Raw genomic sequence first — 16,339 nt, forward strand, 5'->3', positions numbered from 1 at the left:
CGGCCCGCCAGCTTGCCGTAGCGTCGCGCCGCGCCGGCGTTGCGCGCGCTCCACACCCGTTATTGAAAATCACCGCGTCGGGCACGAAAGCGCTAGACGAAGCATGGGTGTACGCTAAGCTCTTCCCAATACCGAACCTTCGAAAACGGGGGTCGGGAGAACAGGACCTTGGGAGAGGGACGCCATGCGACTGAGCAACATCCTCTTGTCGTCGGCCGCGATGATCGTCGCGGCCCCCGCGCTGGCACAGCAGCAGGCCAGCCCGGTGACCAGCAACGCCGCGGTCGACGGTCAGAGCGACACCACCGCCGACCAGGCCGGCGACACGCGCGAGCTCAACGCCAACGACATCGTCGTCACCGCCACGCGCCGTTCCGAGCGGCTCGCCGACGTGCCGATCTCGATCAACGCGGTGAGCCAGCAGGCGCTGCAGAACTCGGGCGCGACCGACATCCGCCAGATGGCGCAGCTCGCCCCCTCGCTCAACGTCTCCTCGACCGGCTCGGAGGCCAACGCCTCGGCGCGCGTCCGCGGCGTCGGCACCGTCGGCGACAATCCCGGGCTGGAGAGCTCGGTCGCGGTGTTCATCGACGGCGTCTATCGCAGCCGCACCGGCTCGGGGCTCAACGATCTCGGCGAGGTCGACCGCATCGAGGTGCTGCGCGGCCCGCAGGGCACGCTGTCGGGGCGCAACTCCTCGGCCGGCGCGATCAACATCTACACCAAGGCGCCGTCGTTCGACTTCGGCGGCTATGCCGAGGGCACCTACGGCAATTACGACTTCTATCGCGCCGCGGGTGCGCTGACCGGGCCGATCATCAAGGACGTGCTCGCCTTCCGGGTCGACGGCGTGTGGCAGAAGCGCGACGGCTTCTACCAGGACGTCGCCAACGACACCGACTATAACAACCGCGACCGCTATTTCGTCCGCGGCCAGCTGCTGCTCGAGCCCTCGTCCAATTTCTCGTTGCGGCTGATCGGTGACTACACGAGGCGCGACGAGAAATGCTGCGGCGCGGTCTATGTCGACACGCGCGAGAAGATCGATCCCACGCCGGGCGCACCCGGCGACTATGCGATCAACCCCGCGGGCAACCGCATCGTCAGCGTGATGACCTCGCTCGCCGCGCTGCGCGGCTATCCCGCGGGCTCGGTCTTCCCGAGCGTCGGTGACCCGTACAGCCGCCGCATCGCCAACACCCCGGGCCGCGCCTATTCGAACGTCACCAAGGATTACGGCGGCTCGGGCCAGATCGACTGGAACCTGGGCGGCGCCTCGCTCACCTCGATCACCGCCTATCGCGAGTATAAGTCGGACGGCGCGAGCGACATCGACTATAACGTGCTCGACATCGGCTACCGCCCCAACGACGGCAACAACTACCGTCAGTTCCACACCTTCACCCAGGAGCTGCGGCTCAACGGCGAGGCCTTCGGCGACCGGCTCAACTGGCTGATCGGCGGCTTCTACAGCAAGGAAGACCTGCAGGTCGTCGACAACCTCAAGTTCGGCCGCGATTATGGCGCCTTCGCGGCGTGCCGCATCGTCGCGACGATCAACCCCAATGCCGCGCTGCGCAACCCCGCCAACCCGGGCTGCCTCAGCGCCGCGGGCAGCGCGATCCTGTCGGGCCAGGTACCGGGGACGACGCCCGCGTTCGGCGCGGCGACGCCGCTGCTGCTCGCCAACATCCGGCTGCTCGGGACGCTCAACGACCTGGGCACCACGCGCGACGAATATAACCAGGACAGCAAGAGCTTCGCGGTCTTCACGCACAATATCCTCAAGCTGACCGACACGCTCTCGCTCACCGGCGGCCTGCGCTGGACCCACGAGCGCAAGAAGTTCGACGCCAGCTTCGGCAACAACAACACCGTCTGCCCGCAGATCCAGACATTGCTCGGCGCGGGCCCCGCGGGCAATCTGTTCAACAACGCGCAGCTCGCCGCGCTGACCCGCGGCATCGCCACGCTCGCCTGCACCGGCAACAGCTCGGCCGCGCTCAACGGCAGGCAGATCGCGGACGATTTCAGCGAGAGCCAGTTCACCGGCACCGCGGTGCTGAGCTGGAAGCCGAGCGACCGGCTGATGACCTACGCCAGCTACTCGCGCGGCTACAAGGCGGGCGGCTACAACCTCGACCGCTCCGACCTCGGCGACGCCTACAACCCCGCGACGATCGCCAACATCGACGCGGGCCGTCTGCGCTTCGATCCCGAGACGGTCAACGCCTATGAGATCGGCTTCAAATATTCGAGCCGGCAGTTCACCTTCAACGCCGCGGCGTTCCGCTCGGAGTTCAAGAACTTCCAGCTCAACACCTTCAACGGCACCAACTATGTCGTCGAGAATATCGGTTCCTGCTCGGACAGCCTGAACGGCGCCGACCGCGACGCCAGCGCGGCCACCGGCGTCTGCACCGGCGACGTCAAATATGGCGTGCGCAGCCAGGGCATCGAGCTCGAGGCGGGGATCTACCCGGTCGAGCACCTCGCCTTCGCGATGGGCTATACGCTGGCGGAGACCAAATATCGCAACAATCTGGTAGGGTCGGACGCGGGCGCCGCGCTCGACCCGGCGCTGTTCCTGCTCTCCGGCGCGCAGATCTCGAACGCGCCGCGCAACGTGATCACCACCTCGCTGAGCTGGACGCCGCCGATCGGTGGCAGCGGGATGAGCGCGTTGTTCTACGTCGATCAGCGCACCTCGTCCGACTATAACACCGGCTCCGACCTGTTCGCCGAGAAGATCCAGGACGGTTTCACCCTGGTCAACGCGCGCCTCGGCCTGCGCGGGCGCGACGAGCGCTGGGCGGTCGAGGTCTGGGCGCAGAACCTGCTCGACACCGACTATCAGCAGGTCGCCTTCAACACGCCGTTCCAGGGCGCGGGCAGCCTCGAGCAGGTGCGCAGCTTCGGCGGGGTCGGCAATCAACTGTTCTCGTCGTTCCTCGCCGAGCCGCGCACCTATGGCGTGACGCTGCGGACCCGCTTCTGATCGGGGCTCGACTTGCCGTCCCCGCGGGGCGGGGCGGCGGCGGCGGCTCGATCCGTCGCTCGACTCACTCGCCCCGCGGCGTTCTTGTCGAATCTATTAACCTTATCTTCGTCAAATTGGGTTAATGATCCGCCGTCAACATCGGCGAATCGGTTCTGACTAGGGGCTTCTTGCGATAGAATAAATTGGCAAGTCGCCCGAGCGCCCGTGGGGGTGAGACGATGAACGTGGACGTTCTCGGCCAGTCGTTGGCCGAGCAGCTCGAACAGATCCTCTGGACCGCGCGCAGCGCGGGCAGCACCCTCATCGTCTCGCGCGGCCAGCACCCCGACGCGATCGGCTGGATGATGCGCGAGGGCCTCGTGCGCGAGCGCCTCGGCCATCTCGTGCTCACGCCCAAGGGCCATGCCCATCGCCGCGCCTGCGCGCCCTATTGAGCGGCGCGGGCGGCCGGTGACGTCGCGCGCGTCGAACCGCGGCTGAGGGTCGCCTCGGCGAAGGACCGATCGGGGATCGCGAGCGCGCCTCGACGCGCCGTGGGAGCGCCCGCCCGCGCGGATGATCGGCGGCGCGACGTTCACCTGGGGCAGTGAGGCGGCTTGATCCTGGCGTCGACGCCGCCGTGCGCGCCCGTCCACGTACCGAGCGCCCATGGTCTCATGCTCGCGCGCGTAGAAGCTGTACCGTGCTTGGGCGGACGCCGGGTCGCAGGGCGGTGGGGACAGCGCCCGGGGCCCTGGGCTCCTGCTTGCGCAGGAGCACGCCGCTAATCTAGCCGACGGGGTTCAAAGCCTACGCCCTCCGTGTCGCACCGTGCTCCGGCGCACGCCGGAGCCCAGGGCCGCGGGAACAGCGCTCGTGGCCCTGAACGCCCGCTCGCCCCGGAGCACGCCGCTGGTCCAGACGACATGAGCCGAAGCCTACGTCCTCCGAACCCACCGTGCTCCGGCGCACGCCGGAGCCCAGGTCCACGGGAATAGCTCTCGCGCCCCTGCACGCCCGCTCACGCCGGAGCACGCCGCCGGTCCCGACAGAGGATCATAGCCTGACCGTCTCGGAGCGCCGCGCCGGCCGCACGGCGGGGAAGCCATGCTGGCAGCTCAGCCGGCCGCGCGCGCACTCGCGGTCGCCCCGACGTCGCCTGTCCCTGGTCGACGAGCGCCGGACCGCCCGTGCCCTCCCCGCACCGCCCACAACGAGAAAGGGAGGCCGGCTCGCGCCGACCTCCCCGTCTCGTTCGCCGAAGCGATCGACCTTACTGGCCCGCGCCCGGACCGTAGGTGATCTCCACGCGGCGGTTCTGCACCTCGCGGACACCGTCGGCGGTGTCGACACGCGGGCGGCTCTCGCCGAACGCCTCGGTGCTGATCACGTTCTCCGGGATCGCCTTCGAGGTCAGATACGCCTTGACCGAGTCCGCGCGGCGCTGCGACAGCCCCACGTTGTACTTGGCCGAACCCGAGCGGTCGGCGTGACCCGCCAGCATGACCTGCGCGTTCTGGCAGTTCTGGTACTGGGTGACGGCGTTGTCGAGGATCGACGCGGCCTCCGGGGTGATGTCCGACTTGTCCCACTCGAAGAACACGATGAACGGACCCGGCGAGCAGACCACCTCGGGCGGCGGCGGCGGCGGCGGGGGCGGAGGCGGCGGCGGCGGCGGCGGCGGCGGCGGCGGCGGAGCAGCCTCCTCCGGTGCGCCGAAGTTGTAGGTCACGCCGCCGAGCAGGCTGTGCGACCGGAAGCGACCGTCGTACGAGCTGCCGCGCGCGTCGAACAGCTCGACGTTGTCCGCGTTGAAGAAGCGATACTTCAGCGAGACGTCGAGGTGGTCGCTGAGCGGCGCGCGGATACCCGCGAGCGCCTGCCAGGCGAACACCGTGTCCGAGTCGTCGAGCAGCGTGTACGAGTTGGTCGGGTTCAGGCGGGCCTGGACCCGCGCCACGCCGGCGCCGCCGCCGACGAAGCCCTGCAGGCCGTCGTCCTCGCCGAAGTCGAGCAGACCGTTGACCATGAAGCTGAGCGCCGAGGTACGGCCGCCGACATTGTCATAGGTGCCCGCCGGCAGCTGCGCGGTGCCGCTGATCGGCACACCGGCCGTGGTCCGGAAGCTGTCGACCGTCGCGCGGCGATAGCCGACCTCGGTCTCCAGTCGGAACGGACCGAAATCGTAACCGATGATCCCGTCGACGTCCCAACCGTAGTTGGAGTCGGTCGTACCGGTGCCGGTCAGCGAAGTCGTCGAGCCGGTGATATCCCAATCGATATCCTCGACGATCATCGCGCCGCCTTCCACGCCTACGTACCACGCCTTGTCGCGCGCGAGCGCGGGCGTGGCGAGGGCGGTGGAGGCAAGCGCCATGATCATGGCTAGCTTACGCATCATAATCCCCTTTCCATGGTGTCACTACGGACAGCGCAAACTCACTATCGGGATGTTGGTTTCCGAACAAGCTGACAAATCCTGGGTGCTGTTGCGCGATTACAACACCGCCGCCTGCGCTCAGCGCGCGATAAGTCCGTGCGCGCGCAGTGCTGCGAGCACTTGCGCGAGGCAGGCGCGCGCGGCGGCATCCCCCTCGCCCTGCCCCGGATCGGCGATCGCGGCGGCGCGCGCGCCGACCACCTGCTGTCCCTCGACCAGCACGCGCGCGGCGCGCACGGTGCCGCTCTCCCAGCCGCCGGCGGTGTGGGCGACGACCAGCTGGCGCGCGCGGTCCCAGGCGCGCAACCCCTCGCGCGGCGCGACGAACTGCCATCCCGCGCCGGTCCAGCCGGCGAGCGCGCCCGCCTGCCCCGCCCAGGCGCCGCGCGGCGCGGTGCCGACGATCCAGCACTGCCCCGCGAGCGGCGCCTCGGGGGGCGCGTCGACGCCGCTGGCCTCGACGGCGCCGCACAGCGCGAGGTCGATCAGCGCGAGCGCCTCGTTGTGCGTCTCCTCCTTGTGCGCCTGGCCGCTCACCAGCAGCGGCAGCGCCAGCCGCGCGGTCGTGTCGTCGCTCATGGGTGATGTCTCCTGCTGGTGGCGGGCGAGGGGAGGAAGGTGGGTTCACGCGAAGACGCGAGGACGCGAAGAAGGGAGCCCGCGCGGCAGCGCTTCCGCGCGATCGGCGGACCGGCGGGGCACGCGCACCCTCGCCGCGATTTCCTTGTGAACGAACGTCTTCGCTTGGACCGTCGGCGCCGCCGCGTCGGCGCGCGGTGAGATGGTTCACGCGGAGGCGCGCAGACGCGGAGGAGTCGCGCGTGCGGCCAGCGTCTCGCGCCCGCTCCCGACGAGATGCGACAGGGGGCTACCGCGGACAACCGCGCTCCCTGCGCCTCCGCGTCTCCGCGCGATCGACCTTCTCTCACTCGCGGTGCGCCGCACCCTCACAACTCCAGCATCGTCGGCCGCGAGAGCGCCAGCGTCCCCTGTTGCCGAACCGCCACGCGCCGCGCGCCGTGCCCTATCGGTAACAGCAGCCGCGGCTCCTGGACCGTGACGCGGCGCGCGCCGTCGAGGGTCACGACATACAGCTCGCGCTCCTCGCCGAGCGGCACCGGTGCCGCGTCCCAGCGCCAGCCGTGGCGGCTGCGGCGGGTCCAGGTCAGCAGCGTCGCGCCGTCCGCGGCGGCGCGCGCGCGCAGGTGCACCGGCGACGGCGGCGCCAGCGCGCTGCCGTCGAGTGTCAGCTCGGCGCTCACCGGCGCGGCATCGCCCACGCCGGCGGCGAGCACGCGCAGCGTGTCGCCCGCGCGCGCGCCCGGCGGCGCCACCGTCACGCGGGTCGCGCGCTCCACCAGGACGAAGCGCGTACCCACGCCCCAGGCCGCCGCCGCGCTGCCGCGCCGCGCGCGCAGCAGCGTCGACAGCCGCCAGCGCCGCGGCGCGAGCTGGCGCGCGTCGGCGAACTGCACCAGCTCGTCGCCGACGAGCGCGAGGTTGGCGCCGCGGTCGAGCGCACGCGGCGCGCAGGATTCCAGCACCATGTCGTCGTGCGCGAGCAGCAGCTCGATCGTGCCGTGGCGGTCCACCAGCGTCCCCGGCGCGCGCGCGAGCGGCGCCGCCAGCGCGCCGATCACCGCCGCGGGCGCGGTGTCGCCCGCCGCCTGCCAGCTCGCCCCGGCGTCGTCGCTCACCAGCAGCGCGGCGCGGCGCCAGCCCGGCGCGGTGCCCGCGGCGAACACCGTCACGCCCTCGACCGCGGGCGCGGCCTCGTCGAGCGGGGGCAGCTCGGCGAGCTGGAGCACGGTCGCGCCGATCGCGACGTCGGGCGCGCGCCGCGCCGTCCCCGCGTCCGCGGGCGCGATCGCGCTGGGCGCGTCGTCGAGCGCGGCGAGCTCGAGCGTCACCGCGTGCTGCTCGTAGCGCGCGCGCGTGACCCGCCACGCCGCCGCCTCGCCGTCGAGCCGCACCGCCGCGCCGGGCCGCGCCGCCAGTGCGCGCGCGTCGAGCGTCACGGTCCGCGACACGCGCGCGCGCTCGGCGCGGCGCAGCGTGTCGCGCGCCAGCGCCGCGGCGCGCGCCGCGCTCACCGTCGCGGGCAGCTCGACCATCTCCTCGCGCCAGCCCGCGCCGCCGCGCCGCGCATGCTGCGCGCCGACCTGATAGTCGCGCGCGGCGTCGTAATGCGCCACCGTCACCGCGCGCGGCGCGGTCTCGACCGGGCGGCGCAGCGTCTCGCGCGCGATCGGGTCGTCGAGCGCCAGCGTGACCGCGCAGCGGTCGGCAAGCGCGACCCCGCCGGGCACCGCGACGAACCAGCCGCCGGTGAGGCTCGCCAGCGGCGCGAGTGCGCCCGCGACGCTGTCGCCGCCGGCGGCATAGCCGTCGACGGTGGCGTCGGGCCCGGCACCGACGATCGCGCCCGCGCCGATCGCGCGCGCGACGTCGCCGACCCGCACCGGCGCGGCGTCGGCGACCACCTCGAACGACAGCGACGGCACGCGCCCGCCGAAGTCGGCGAGCTGGAGCTGCTCGAACACCGCATAGGCCAGCCCGCGGAACGCCGGCGCGTCCGGCGCGTGCGCGGCGATCAGCGGGTCGGGCAGCTGGTCCTCAGTGCCGCGGTGGAGGCGGAAGCCCGTCGCGCTCTTCCAGTCGCCCGCGGCGCCGCGCAGCAGCTGGCCGTCGGCCCAGATGCGCCGCACGTCGAGGATCGCGCGCGCCGACAGCGCCACCGCGAGCGAGGCGGTGTAGCCGGCGCCGCCGCGCCCGCTCTTGCCGTGCGCGGCCTGGGCGGCGGGGGCCGGCTCGGTCGACCACAGCAACGTGCCGCTCACCCGCGTCACGCCGAACAGCAGCGGCAGCGGCGTGGCATAGGCGGCGGTCTGGACGCGGGGCTCGGCCAGCCGCGGGCCGGCGCGGTGGCGCGGCGCGAACAGCGCGCGGTCGAGCTGGTGGCCGAGCAGTCCGCCGATCGCGCCGCCGACCGGCCCGCCCACCGCGCGGCCGAGCGTGGAGAGGACGAGCGTGGCCATGCGGGGCTTCTCCGTGGGGCTGCGAAGACGGCGCGGATGTGAGGTACGACGACAGGCCCGCGCGCGTGCCCGGGGAGACCGCGACGCGGGAGGAAGACGGGCCCGGGATCAACCTTCGTTGCCCACCGGGATCCCGGCGTCCCCGCCGGGGTGGTCGCTCGAGGGATGGGCGCGGTGCGACGTCGCCCGCGCGAGCCGATCGTGGGCGAGGCGCCGCGCTCCCCACGCCCCGCCCCGGCGGACGCCGGGGCCCAGGTGGGAAGGCCGACGTGGGACTCACGGACGTTCCCCGACTGGACCCCGGCCTCCGCCGGGGTGGTCGGTCGAGGGATGGGCGCGGTGCGACGTCGCCCGCGCGAGCCGATCGTGGACGACACACCGCGCTCCCCACGCCCCGCCCCGGCGGACGCCGGGGCCCAGGTGGGAAGGCCGACATGGGACTCACGGACGTTCCCCGACTGGACCCCGGCCTCCGCCGGGGTGGTCGGTCGAGGGATGGGCGCGGTGCGACGTCGCCCGCGCGAGCCGATCGTGGGCGAGGCGCCACGCTCCCCACGCCCCGCCCCGGCGGACGCCCGGGCCCAGGTGGGAAGGCCGGCCCGGGACTCACGGACGTTCCCCAACCGGACCCCAGCGTCCGCCGGGGTGGGAAGGATGAGGGCGCCGGAGCGCCTCGGCCTCCCAGCATCGCTTCCCGACGCGGCCCCGGCCCATGCCGGGGAACGAGAGGGCCGCGGGTCACCCCTCGGACCTCACCCGCGCCAGCGCCACGCCGCCACCAGCGGCCACGGCGCCTCGCCCGGTCGCTCCACCACGCGGCCGGCGACCGCGTCGGCGTGGATCACGCCGCGCTCGCCGCGCACCGCCAGGTGGAGCTGCGCCGGCGAGACGCGCAGCAGCAGCACGTCGCCCGGCCGCTCGCCGTCGCACGCGCGCAGCCCCGGCGGCAGCGCGAGCGACGGCAGCGTGCCGCGGCGCAGGCGATAGTCGCGCGGCAGCGTCACCTCGGCCCCGGCGCGCGCGAGCGCCACCGCGACGACCCCGACGCAGTCGAGCCCGAGCGAGGGGTCACGCCCCTGCGCGCGGAAGCGCACGCCGACCAGCGCGCGCGCGGCGCCGAGGACGTACAACCCTCCCCGCTCGCGGGGAGGGGGCGTGCGGGCGAGATGCCGTCCCCCGGACCCCATCCCGGCGTGCCGCTGGCAGGCCGGAGCCCGCACATCAAGCGTAGTGCGGTGGTCGTGGGGGCTCTCCACGCGGCCCCGCGTTGCCGGAAGCCCCGCTCCGTCAGGCCTGCGGCCTGCCATCTCCCCGTCCCGGGGAGGATCTGGGGAGCTTAGACATCGCGGCGATCCCACCGGTTCGACCGACTCCCCCATGCCGCTCACGCCCCCGGATACCGCATCAGCAGGTCGTTCCCCGGCACATAGGGCTCGCCGCGGAAGTTGACCGCGTTGCCGAAGCGCCCCGCGCAGGTCGCGAGCAACTTGTCGCAGCCCTCCACCAGCTCCACCAGCGTCCCCGCCGCCACCGCGTGCGGCGGTGCCTGCTCCAGCGTCACCCCCGCCCCCGCCGATGCCGCCACCGCGCTCACCAGCCCGCCGTTGTCGCCGCCGAACCAGCGCAGCACGCCCCCCGCATAGGCGCCCGCGACCGGCTCCTCTCGGTCGAGCGTCACCGCCGTCCCCGCCGCCGCCGCCACGCGCGCGAAGCGCCGCCGCGCCGCCATCATCACGCGGCAGCGGCGATCGCCCAGCTCGGCGCGGCAGGTCGGCGCGGTCAGCTCCACCGCGGGGCGGTCGAGCCGCGCCTGCGCGCCGCTCAGCTCGGCGGTGAAGTCGCGGTCGCGCGCGGTCACCGCGCCGATCCGCCCCTCGCCGAGCGGCAGCGGCGCCGCGCGCGCCTCGCTCCAGTCGACCGCGAGACACACCACGCGCGCGCCGTCCCATCGCCCGTCGGCGAGGTCGCGCGCGGTGATCGCGGCGGCGGTGAAGGCGCCCTCCGCCGCCATCGTGTCGGCGTCGAGCCCGCTCCCCAGCGCCACCGCCGAGGGCGTCATCCCCGGCGCGGCGCGATAGACCAGCCCGTCGACCACGAGGTCGCGGTCGTGCGCGGTCAGCGCCAGGGTGACGCCGTCGCGCCGCTCGAGCCGCCAGCACAAAGCCAGCGCCAGCAATCGGTCGCTCATGCCTCGCGCAGCTCCACCACGGGCACGCTGTGCGCGCTGCCCGCCAGATAGGTCGCGCGCGCGACGCTCAGCCGGTCCTCGGCGAAGCGCACCGGCACGTCGAAGTCGAACGACGCGGTCACCCCCGCTCCCGCCGCGGGCGCGTCGTCCATCACGATCACGCCGAGCGGCTCGAGCGTGAAGGCCGCGCTCGCCGCCCCCGCCACCGCGACGCGCAGGCTCCCCGCTACCGGCCGCGTGATCCGCCGCGTCGCGTCGCCGTAGCGAGTCACCAGTGCGAAGCGCCGCGTCGCGCCGTCGCCGTGCCCCAGCACGACCTCGCGCGCCTGCCAGTCGAACGGGTCGCGCAGCCGGAAGCCGCGCGCCGGCCCCTGGCGCGCGCGGTAGAAGGCGAGCAGCAGCGCGATATCGGCCTCGCTCCGCACGCCCGGACCGACGTCGTAGCGCGTGCGCGCCTCGGCCCAGGCGACGGTGCGAGTCTCGTGCCCGCCCGCGCTGGTCGTCACCGCGGTGGAGAAGCCCGGCGCCACCTCGGCCTCGCGCCCCAAAGCGAGCGGGAACAGCACGTCGTCGAACGCGTCCATCTCGTCCTCCCCCTGCCAATAGACCAGCCCGTCGCGCAGCACCTGCGGCAGCGCCCAGAGATAGCGCGCCGCCACGCCGCGCCGCCGCGCCGCTCCTGCGGCGTCGAGGATCGGCGCCCATTCGCCGCGGTCGTCGGCGCGCAGCACGAAGCCGGACAGATACTCCTGCCGCTCCGCGGGATAGCCGAGCGTCGCGCCGACCAGCGCCGCGCCCCGCTCGCTCGCCCCGGTCGCGCCCGCGGTGACCCAGTCATAGTCCTCGAGCTGGAGCCAGTCGAACGCGGGCGCGGCCCAGTCCGCCGGCAGGTTGAGCCGCCGCGCGCCCGGCATCGCGGGGTCGAGCAATGTTGGCAGGTAGATCAGCAGATAGGTCACGCACCCCGGCCAGTCGCCGCGCACCGCCGCCAGCAGCGCCGCGGTGGAGCGCGCCAGCGCGGCGGCGGCGCGGTCGAGCGTCGCCAGCTGCGCGGCGTCGAGCGCGCCGCGCAGCGAGGGGATCGCGACCGGCTTGAGCGCGCCGCGCGCGCTCTCGTCGTACAGGCACGGTCGCGCGTCGGCGGTGATCCACCACCACGGCTCGCCGACCTGGAAGCGCGGCGCCAGCCCCGCGCCCGCGCCGATCGCGACGAAGGCGCGCGCGACCGCGTGGAGATAGTCCATCGCGCCGGCGTGGGTCGGCGACAGCAGGGTCGAGGGCGGGTCCCAGCCGGTCAGCGCGGGGGTGCCGTCGGCGGCGCGCTGCTTCCAATCGTCCCAGCAGTGGCGGTCGAGCAGCTCGTAGGAGAGCGACCAGATCAGGTCGTAGCCGAGCTGCGCCGCGCGCCGCGCGAGATCGGCGTGCCAGGCGGCGCAGGGTGCGTTGAGCGTGCCGCCGCGGCGGCTCACCAGCCAGCGCGTGCCCGCGCCCGCGCCGACCGCCTCGAGCCGGAAATAGTGGCTCATCCCGACGTATTGGTCGATCGCGCCGCGATAGCCGAGCTGGAGCGCGTTGCGCAGCAGCCGCGCCGGGGTGAGGTGGTAATGGTCATCGTAGCCGCTCGCCACTCGCAGGTCGTGCGCGGGCACGATCACGTCGCCGATCGCCAGCACCGCGCCCGCGCCGTCGACGGTGATGGCGCTGAGCTCGGCCCAGCCCTCCGCCGGCGCGTCGAGCGGGGCGGCGCTGCGGTCGTACCCCGGCGCGACCAGCGAGACGAACAGGCGGTCCACGTCCCCCGCCCACACCGGATCGCGGTCCGCGGGCAGCGCGAAGCCCGCGTCGAGCGCGGCGAAGTCGAGCGTCACCTCGGCGTCCTCGGGCGTGCCCCGCGCGTAGTTCCACAACCGCACGTACCAGGCGCGCGGCGTGCCGGCGGCGTCGCGGCCCTCGATCGTCAGCGTCGGGCCGTCGACCTGGTCGAGCGCGCGCACCCCGGCGGAACGCCAGCGGAAGCGCAGCCGACAGGCGCGATAGTCGCGCGCGGTGTCGTAGCCGAGCAGCGGATGGTCGTGGCGGTCCTCGCTCTCCCAGATGATGCCGGCGAGATCGTCGCGGCGGTAGAACACCGCGTCGACGCGCAGCACGTCGGCCGCGGGGTTGGTCGCCGCCGCCATCATCGGGCGCGGGAAGTTGACCGTCCAGTAGCGCGGGTCGAAGCGCGTCAGCCAGTCGGTCGCCTGCTCCGCGCGCGCGTCGGCGAGCCAATAGGGCATCACTCCGCCTCCTCGAGCGCGGCGCGCACCGCGCGCGCCACCTGCCGCGCCGACCGCTCCAGCGCGCGCGGCGCCTCGCCCGCGTGCGCGTTGACCGTGATGGCGAGCCGCAGGCCGCCGCGTCGCGACGGCGCGGAGGTCGGGGTTCCGTCTGGCCCACCGGACGGAGGCCACCCCGGCGCGGGCCACGCGGCCGGCATCGCCGACGCGCCTCGCTGGCGCCCGCCGCCACCGTGGCCCAGCCCGAACAGCCCGCCGAGCAGCCCGGTGAGCAGCCCGGTCGCGCCGCCCCCGCCGGTGACGCCGGCGACGCCGTCGCGCAGCGCGGCGCGCGCCACCGCGTCCATCGCCCCCATCGCGACGCCGCGCAGCTCGTCCATGCCGAGCTTGCCCTTGCGCACCGCCTCGAGCAGCGCGTGCTCCAGCCCGCGCCCCGCGCGCGCCGCGCCGAGCGCGAACGGGCCCTCGACCTGGCCGCGCATCGTGTCCAGGTCGCGCGCGAAGCCGGCGGTGTCGGCGCGCACGCCGATCACCAGCCGCTCGATCTCCTCATCCATCGGGGAACATCTCCTGCAGGCGGGCGCGCAGCGCCGCGTCGGGGGGCCGCGGCCGGTCGGGCGCGAGCGCGGCGCCGGGGGCGGCGAGCTCGGCCGGGGTCGCGCGCCAGAAGTCGTCGGGGCGCCAGCCGAGCGCGAGCGCGGCGAGGCCGGCGAGCCGAGTCGCCGCCCCCGCGAAGGTGGCGTCGCTCCCGGGCCCGCACCAAGCCTCGCTGCTCGCTCCGCTCCCAGGCCCGCTGCCAGGCCCGCTCCCGGGCCCGCTCCCAGGCCCGCTCCCAGGCCAACTCATCGTCCCGCGAGCACCTGGCGCAGGAGCGCGTGGAGCACGGGCGTGGCGGCGGCGAGCCCGCCCGCCACCAGCGCCTCGCCGAGCGCGTCGCGCGTCAGCGCCGCGGGCCAGTCGTGCCGGCAGTGCCAGAATAGCGCGACCAGCTCGCCGAGCGCGAGCTGCCCCGCCGCGGCGCGCTCGACCAGCGCGAACAGCGGCCCCACTTCCTGCTCCGCGGCGACCAGCGCGGCGAAGCTCGGGCGCAGCACCAATGTCTCGCCGGCGACGCGGACCGCGGCCTCGCCGCGCGCCGGGTTGGCGGTGGCGCTCATGCCGCCGCCACCGCGCCCGAGCTCTCCAGCGCCAGCGTGTAGCTGCGCTCGCCGTTGTAGTCGCCGGCATAGTCGAGCTTGGTGACGAGGAAGCGCCCGGCCAGCGCCTCGCCGCTCTCGAAGGTGAGCTTATAGTCGTCGAGCGTGCCCGCCAGCGCGCTGGCGCGCACCCGCGCCTCGGCGGCGGAGCCGGTGAAGATGCCCGCCGCGGCGACGCTGACCGAGCGCACGCCCGCGCCGGAGAGCAGTTCGCGCCAGCCGCCCGAGTCCTTGTTGGTGATCGCGACCGCCTCGCCGTTGACGCTGAGCTGCGTGGTGCGCAGCCCCGCGACGGTGCGATGGCCGCCGCCGCCGTCCGCCACCTTGAGCAGGAACGCGCTGCCTCTCTCCGCTGCCATGTCGGTTCTCCTGGTTGATGGTGATGGGGTCGTTCGGGGGTGCGCGCGGCGGGCGGGGGCGGCGGGCGCGATGACGTCGGTCAGGTACGCGACCGCGACCGGCGGACTCGCCGCGGCGGGAGCGTCCGCGTGTCGCTGCCGCCTCGCTGTGGTGTGAGCGCGCGCGTGTCGCCGCCGCCTCGCTGTGGCGGAAGCGCGCGCGTGTCGCTGCCGCCTCGCTGTGGCGTGTGCGTCCGCGTGTCGCTGCCGTCTCGCGCCGACGTCTCCGCCTTCCCTCCCGTCATCCCCGCCCCTCTCCCGTCATCCCCGCGCAGGCGGGGATCCAGACGCGCCGACGCGAGGGCTCCTGCGGCGACATCGGCGCCGAAGCCTCCTCCGCCGGGCACGCGGAGAATAGGAGGCAGAGCCACTCCCCCCGCTCCTCGATCGTGAGACCCGCGCGTGTGGATCCCCGCCTGCGCGGGGATGACGAAAGGAGGGGCGATCAACGGGAGAATGGCGATCGACGGGAGGAGGGCCCCTTGACGGGAGAAGGGGAGGTCATACGGGACGGGGACGCACGAGGGACGCACGAGGGACGCACGAGGGACGCACGAGGGACGCACGAGGGACGCACGAGGGACGCACGAGAGCCGCACGAGAACCGCACGAGGACCGCACGCCGCCCGCACGGTCCGACCCGGCCGGGCGCCGGCGCTCCTCTCCCCCTCACACCCGCAGCATCCGCACGCGGACGTCGACCAGCGCGGCCCAGCGCGCCGGCGCCTCCGCCACCAGCGCGAGCCGCAGCGGCGCGACGCTCACCACCTGCCACGCGGCCGCCAGCGGCGGCAGCGCGAGCAGCGCCGCCTCCGCCGCCGCCGCGAGCCGCTCGGCGCGCGCGCCGCTCTCGCCCTCGTCGCGGATCGTCACGCCCAGCCGCAGCTCGCGCCCGTCGTGGGTCGTGCAGCCCCAGTCGGTCGCGGCCAGCTCGCGCAGCAGCGCGTAGGGCACGGCCGCGCGCGGCGCGGTGCCGTCGAACACGCGCGTCACGCCGATGCCGCGCAGCGCCGCCAGCGCCGCCGCGCGCAGCGCCGCGCTCGCGCCCTCCGCCGCGCTCACGCGCGCCACCAGCCGAGCCGCGCGTCGGCGAGCCAGCGCCGCACCAGCCCGCGCCCGCTCACCGCCACGCCCGCGTCCACCAGCTCGACGCGCGCGCCCGGCAGCAGCGCGCGCAGCCGCGCCGCCACCCGCGCGCTCGTCGCGGCGACATGCCGTGCCGCGACGCGCTCCACCGCGCCGCTCACGCGCGCGCCTCCGCCACCAGCCGCACCCTTCGGTGCGGGCGCCACAGCGCCGTCACCGCCGCGGGCAGCGGCGCGGCGCCGCCGCGGTCGGCGAAGAGATAGGCCGCGAGCAGCACCGCGCCGTGGCGCAGCGCGGGCGGCAGGCCGGCCCAGTCGCCCGCGCGCCCCGCGGTGAAGGTGATCTCGACCGGCGCGGCGGTGCGGACCCAGCCGGTGCCCTCCGCGTCGATGTCGACCATCGCGGCGAGGGGCGCCTCGACGTGGCGTACCGGGCGTGCCGGCAGCGGCTGCCAGCCCGCGCGCGCGGGCAGCGCCGCCACCAGCGCGCGCGCGATCAGCACCTCGCCCAGGAACAATTCGGCGGCGCCGAGCGCGGTCTCGACCATGGCGAGCGCGAGCGGGTCGTCGTCGGTGGCGGCGGCGCGCAGCTCGGCGCGCAGCGCGGCGAGCGCGGCGGCGCGATCGCCCTCGCCCAGCGCCACCGTGCCGGGCGCGCCGCTGAGGATCGGCATGACGGGTCTCCTGATGTGGGTAGAACTTGATCCTTCCCGGCACGCCAGAGCCCGCACGCGCCGC

Annotated in this window: 15 protein-coding genes; 2 read left to right on the top strand and 13 right to left on the bottom strand. The window is 74.5% G+C overall.

The annotated features are described in order from the left end of the window. The first annotated feature begins 184 nt into the window (after window positions 1–184). Both KZ813_RS18130 and KZ813_RS18135 read left to right on the top strand, forming a co-directional pair. Complete coding sequence (locus KZ813_RS18130; protein ID WP_219756393.1) at window positions 185–2,998, top strand: TonB-dependent receptor; 2,814 nt, start codon at window positions 185–187, stop codon at window positions 2,996–2,998. Window positions 2,999–3,219: 221 nt separating this feature from the next. Beyond that, the gene (locus KZ813_RS18135) at window positions 3,220–3,435 is read left to right on the top strand and encodes a hypothetical protein (RefSeq protein WP_219756394.1); all 216 of its coding nucleotides are present in this window, start codon (window positions 3,220–3,222) and stop codon (window positions 3,433–3,435) included. A gap of 818 nt (window positions 3,436–4,253) precedes the next feature. Here the strand turns inward: KZ813_RS18135 and KZ813_RS18140 are convergent. The 13 genes from KZ813_RS18140 to KZ813_RS18200 all read right to left on the bottom strand — a co-directional run bounded on the left by KZ813_RS18140 (window position 4,254) and on the right by KZ813_RS18200 (window position 16,275). Then, the gene (locus KZ813_RS18140; protein ID WP_219756395.1) at window positions 4,254–5,378 is read right to left on the bottom strand and encodes an OmpA family protein; all 1,125 of its coding nucleotides are present in this window, start codon (window positions 5,376–5,378) and stop codon (window positions 4,254–4,256) included. A gap of 120 nt (window positions 5,379–5,498) precedes the next feature. Further along, the gene (locus tag KZ813_RS18145; RefSeq protein WP_219756396.1) at window positions 5,499–5,999 is read right to left on the bottom strand and encodes a DUF2793 domain-containing protein; all 501 of its coding nucleotides are present in this window, start codon (window positions 5,997–5,999) and stop codon (window positions 5,499–5,501) included. 368 nt (window positions 6,000–6,367) lie between these two features. After that, a complete protein-coding gene (locus KZ813_RS18150; protein ID WP_219756397.1) occupies window positions 6,368–8,458 on the bottom strand; it encodes a GTA baseplate fiber-binding domain-containing protein in 2,091 nt (696 codons plus the stop codon). A 752-nt stretch (window positions 8,459–9,210) separates the two neighbouring features. Continuing rightward, the gene (locus KZ813_RS18155) at window positions 9,211–9,588 is read right to left on the bottom strand and encodes a peptidoglycan endopeptidase (RefSeq protein WP_219756398.1); all 378 of its coding nucleotides are present in this window, start codon (window positions 9,586–9,588) and stop codon (window positions 9,211–9,213) included. Window positions 9,589–9,842: 254 nt separating this feature from the next. Beyond that, window positions 9,843–10,646, bottom strand: a complete 804-nt coding sequence (locus tag KZ813_RS18160; RefSeq protein ID WP_219756399.1) for a phage/gene transfer agent baseplate hub protein — start codon at window positions 10,644–10,646, stop codon at window positions 9,843–9,845. Further along, window positions 10,643–12,922, bottom strand: a complete 2,280-nt coding sequence (locus KZ813_RS18165; protein ID WP_219756400.1) for a DUF2460 domain-containing protein — start codon at window positions 12,920–12,922, stop codon at window positions 10,643–10,645. The genes KZ813_RS18160 and KZ813_RS18165 overlap by 4 nt, the downstream gene beginning before the upstream one ends. Continuing rightward, window positions 12,922–13,479: a tail tape measure protein gene (locus tag KZ813_RS18170; protein ID WP_219756401.1), complete on the bottom strand. Its 558-nt coding sequence runs from the start codon at window positions 13,477–13,479 to the stop codon at window positions 12,922–12,924. The genes KZ813_RS18165 and KZ813_RS18170 overlap by 1 nt, the downstream gene beginning before the upstream one ends. Next, window positions 13,472–13,768, bottom strand: coding sequence for a phage tail assembly chaperone (locus KZ813_RS20525; protein ID WP_219756402.1), 297 nt, complete (start codon window positions 13,766–13,768; stop codon window positions 13,472–13,474). Before KZ813_RS20525 ends, KZ813_RS18170 begins: the two co-directional genes overlap by 8 nt. Further along, complete coding sequence (locus KZ813_RS18180; RefSeq protein ID WP_219756403.1) at window positions 13,765–14,079, bottom strand: GTA-gp10 family protein; 315 nt, start codon at window positions 14,077–14,079, stop codon at window positions 13,765–13,767. Before KZ813_RS18180 ends, KZ813_RS20525 begins: the two co-directional genes overlap by 4 nt. Further along, a complete protein-coding gene (locus KZ813_RS18185) occupies window positions 14,076–14,477 on the bottom strand; it encodes a phage major tail protein, TP901-1 family (RefSeq protein WP_219756404.1) in 402 nt (133 codons plus the stop codon). The genes KZ813_RS18180 and KZ813_RS18185 overlap by 4 nt, the downstream gene beginning before the upstream one ends. 708 nt (window positions 14,478–15,185) lie before the next feature. Then, window positions 15,186–15,578, bottom strand: a complete 393-nt coding sequence (gene gp17 / locus KZ813_RS18190) for a tail completion protein gp17 (RefSeq protein WP_219756405.1) — start codon at window positions 15,576–15,578, stop codon at window positions 15,186–15,188. After that, window positions 15,575–15,763 (bottom strand): hypothetical protein, encoded by a 189-nt coding sequence (locus KZ813_RS18195; protein ID WP_219756406.1) that lies wholly within the window; start codon window positions 15,761–15,763, stop codon window positions 15,575–15,577. The genes gp17 and KZ813_RS18195 overlap by 4 nt, the downstream gene beginning before the upstream one ends. Continuing rightward, window positions 15,760–16,275, bottom strand: coding sequence for a head-tail connector protein (locus KZ813_RS18200; protein WP_219756407.1), 516 nt, complete (start codon window positions 16,273–16,275; stop codon window positions 15,760–15,762). The genes KZ813_RS18195 and KZ813_RS18200 overlap by 4 nt, the downstream gene beginning before the upstream one ends. Between the last annotated feature and the right edge of the window lie 64 nt (window positions 16,276–16,339).

It is taken from the genome of Sphingomonas folli (assembly GCF_019429525.1).
Taxonomy (GTDB): Bacteria; Pseudomonadota; Alphaproteobacteria; order Sphingomonadales; family Sphingomonadaceae; genus Sphingomonas; species Sphingomonas folii.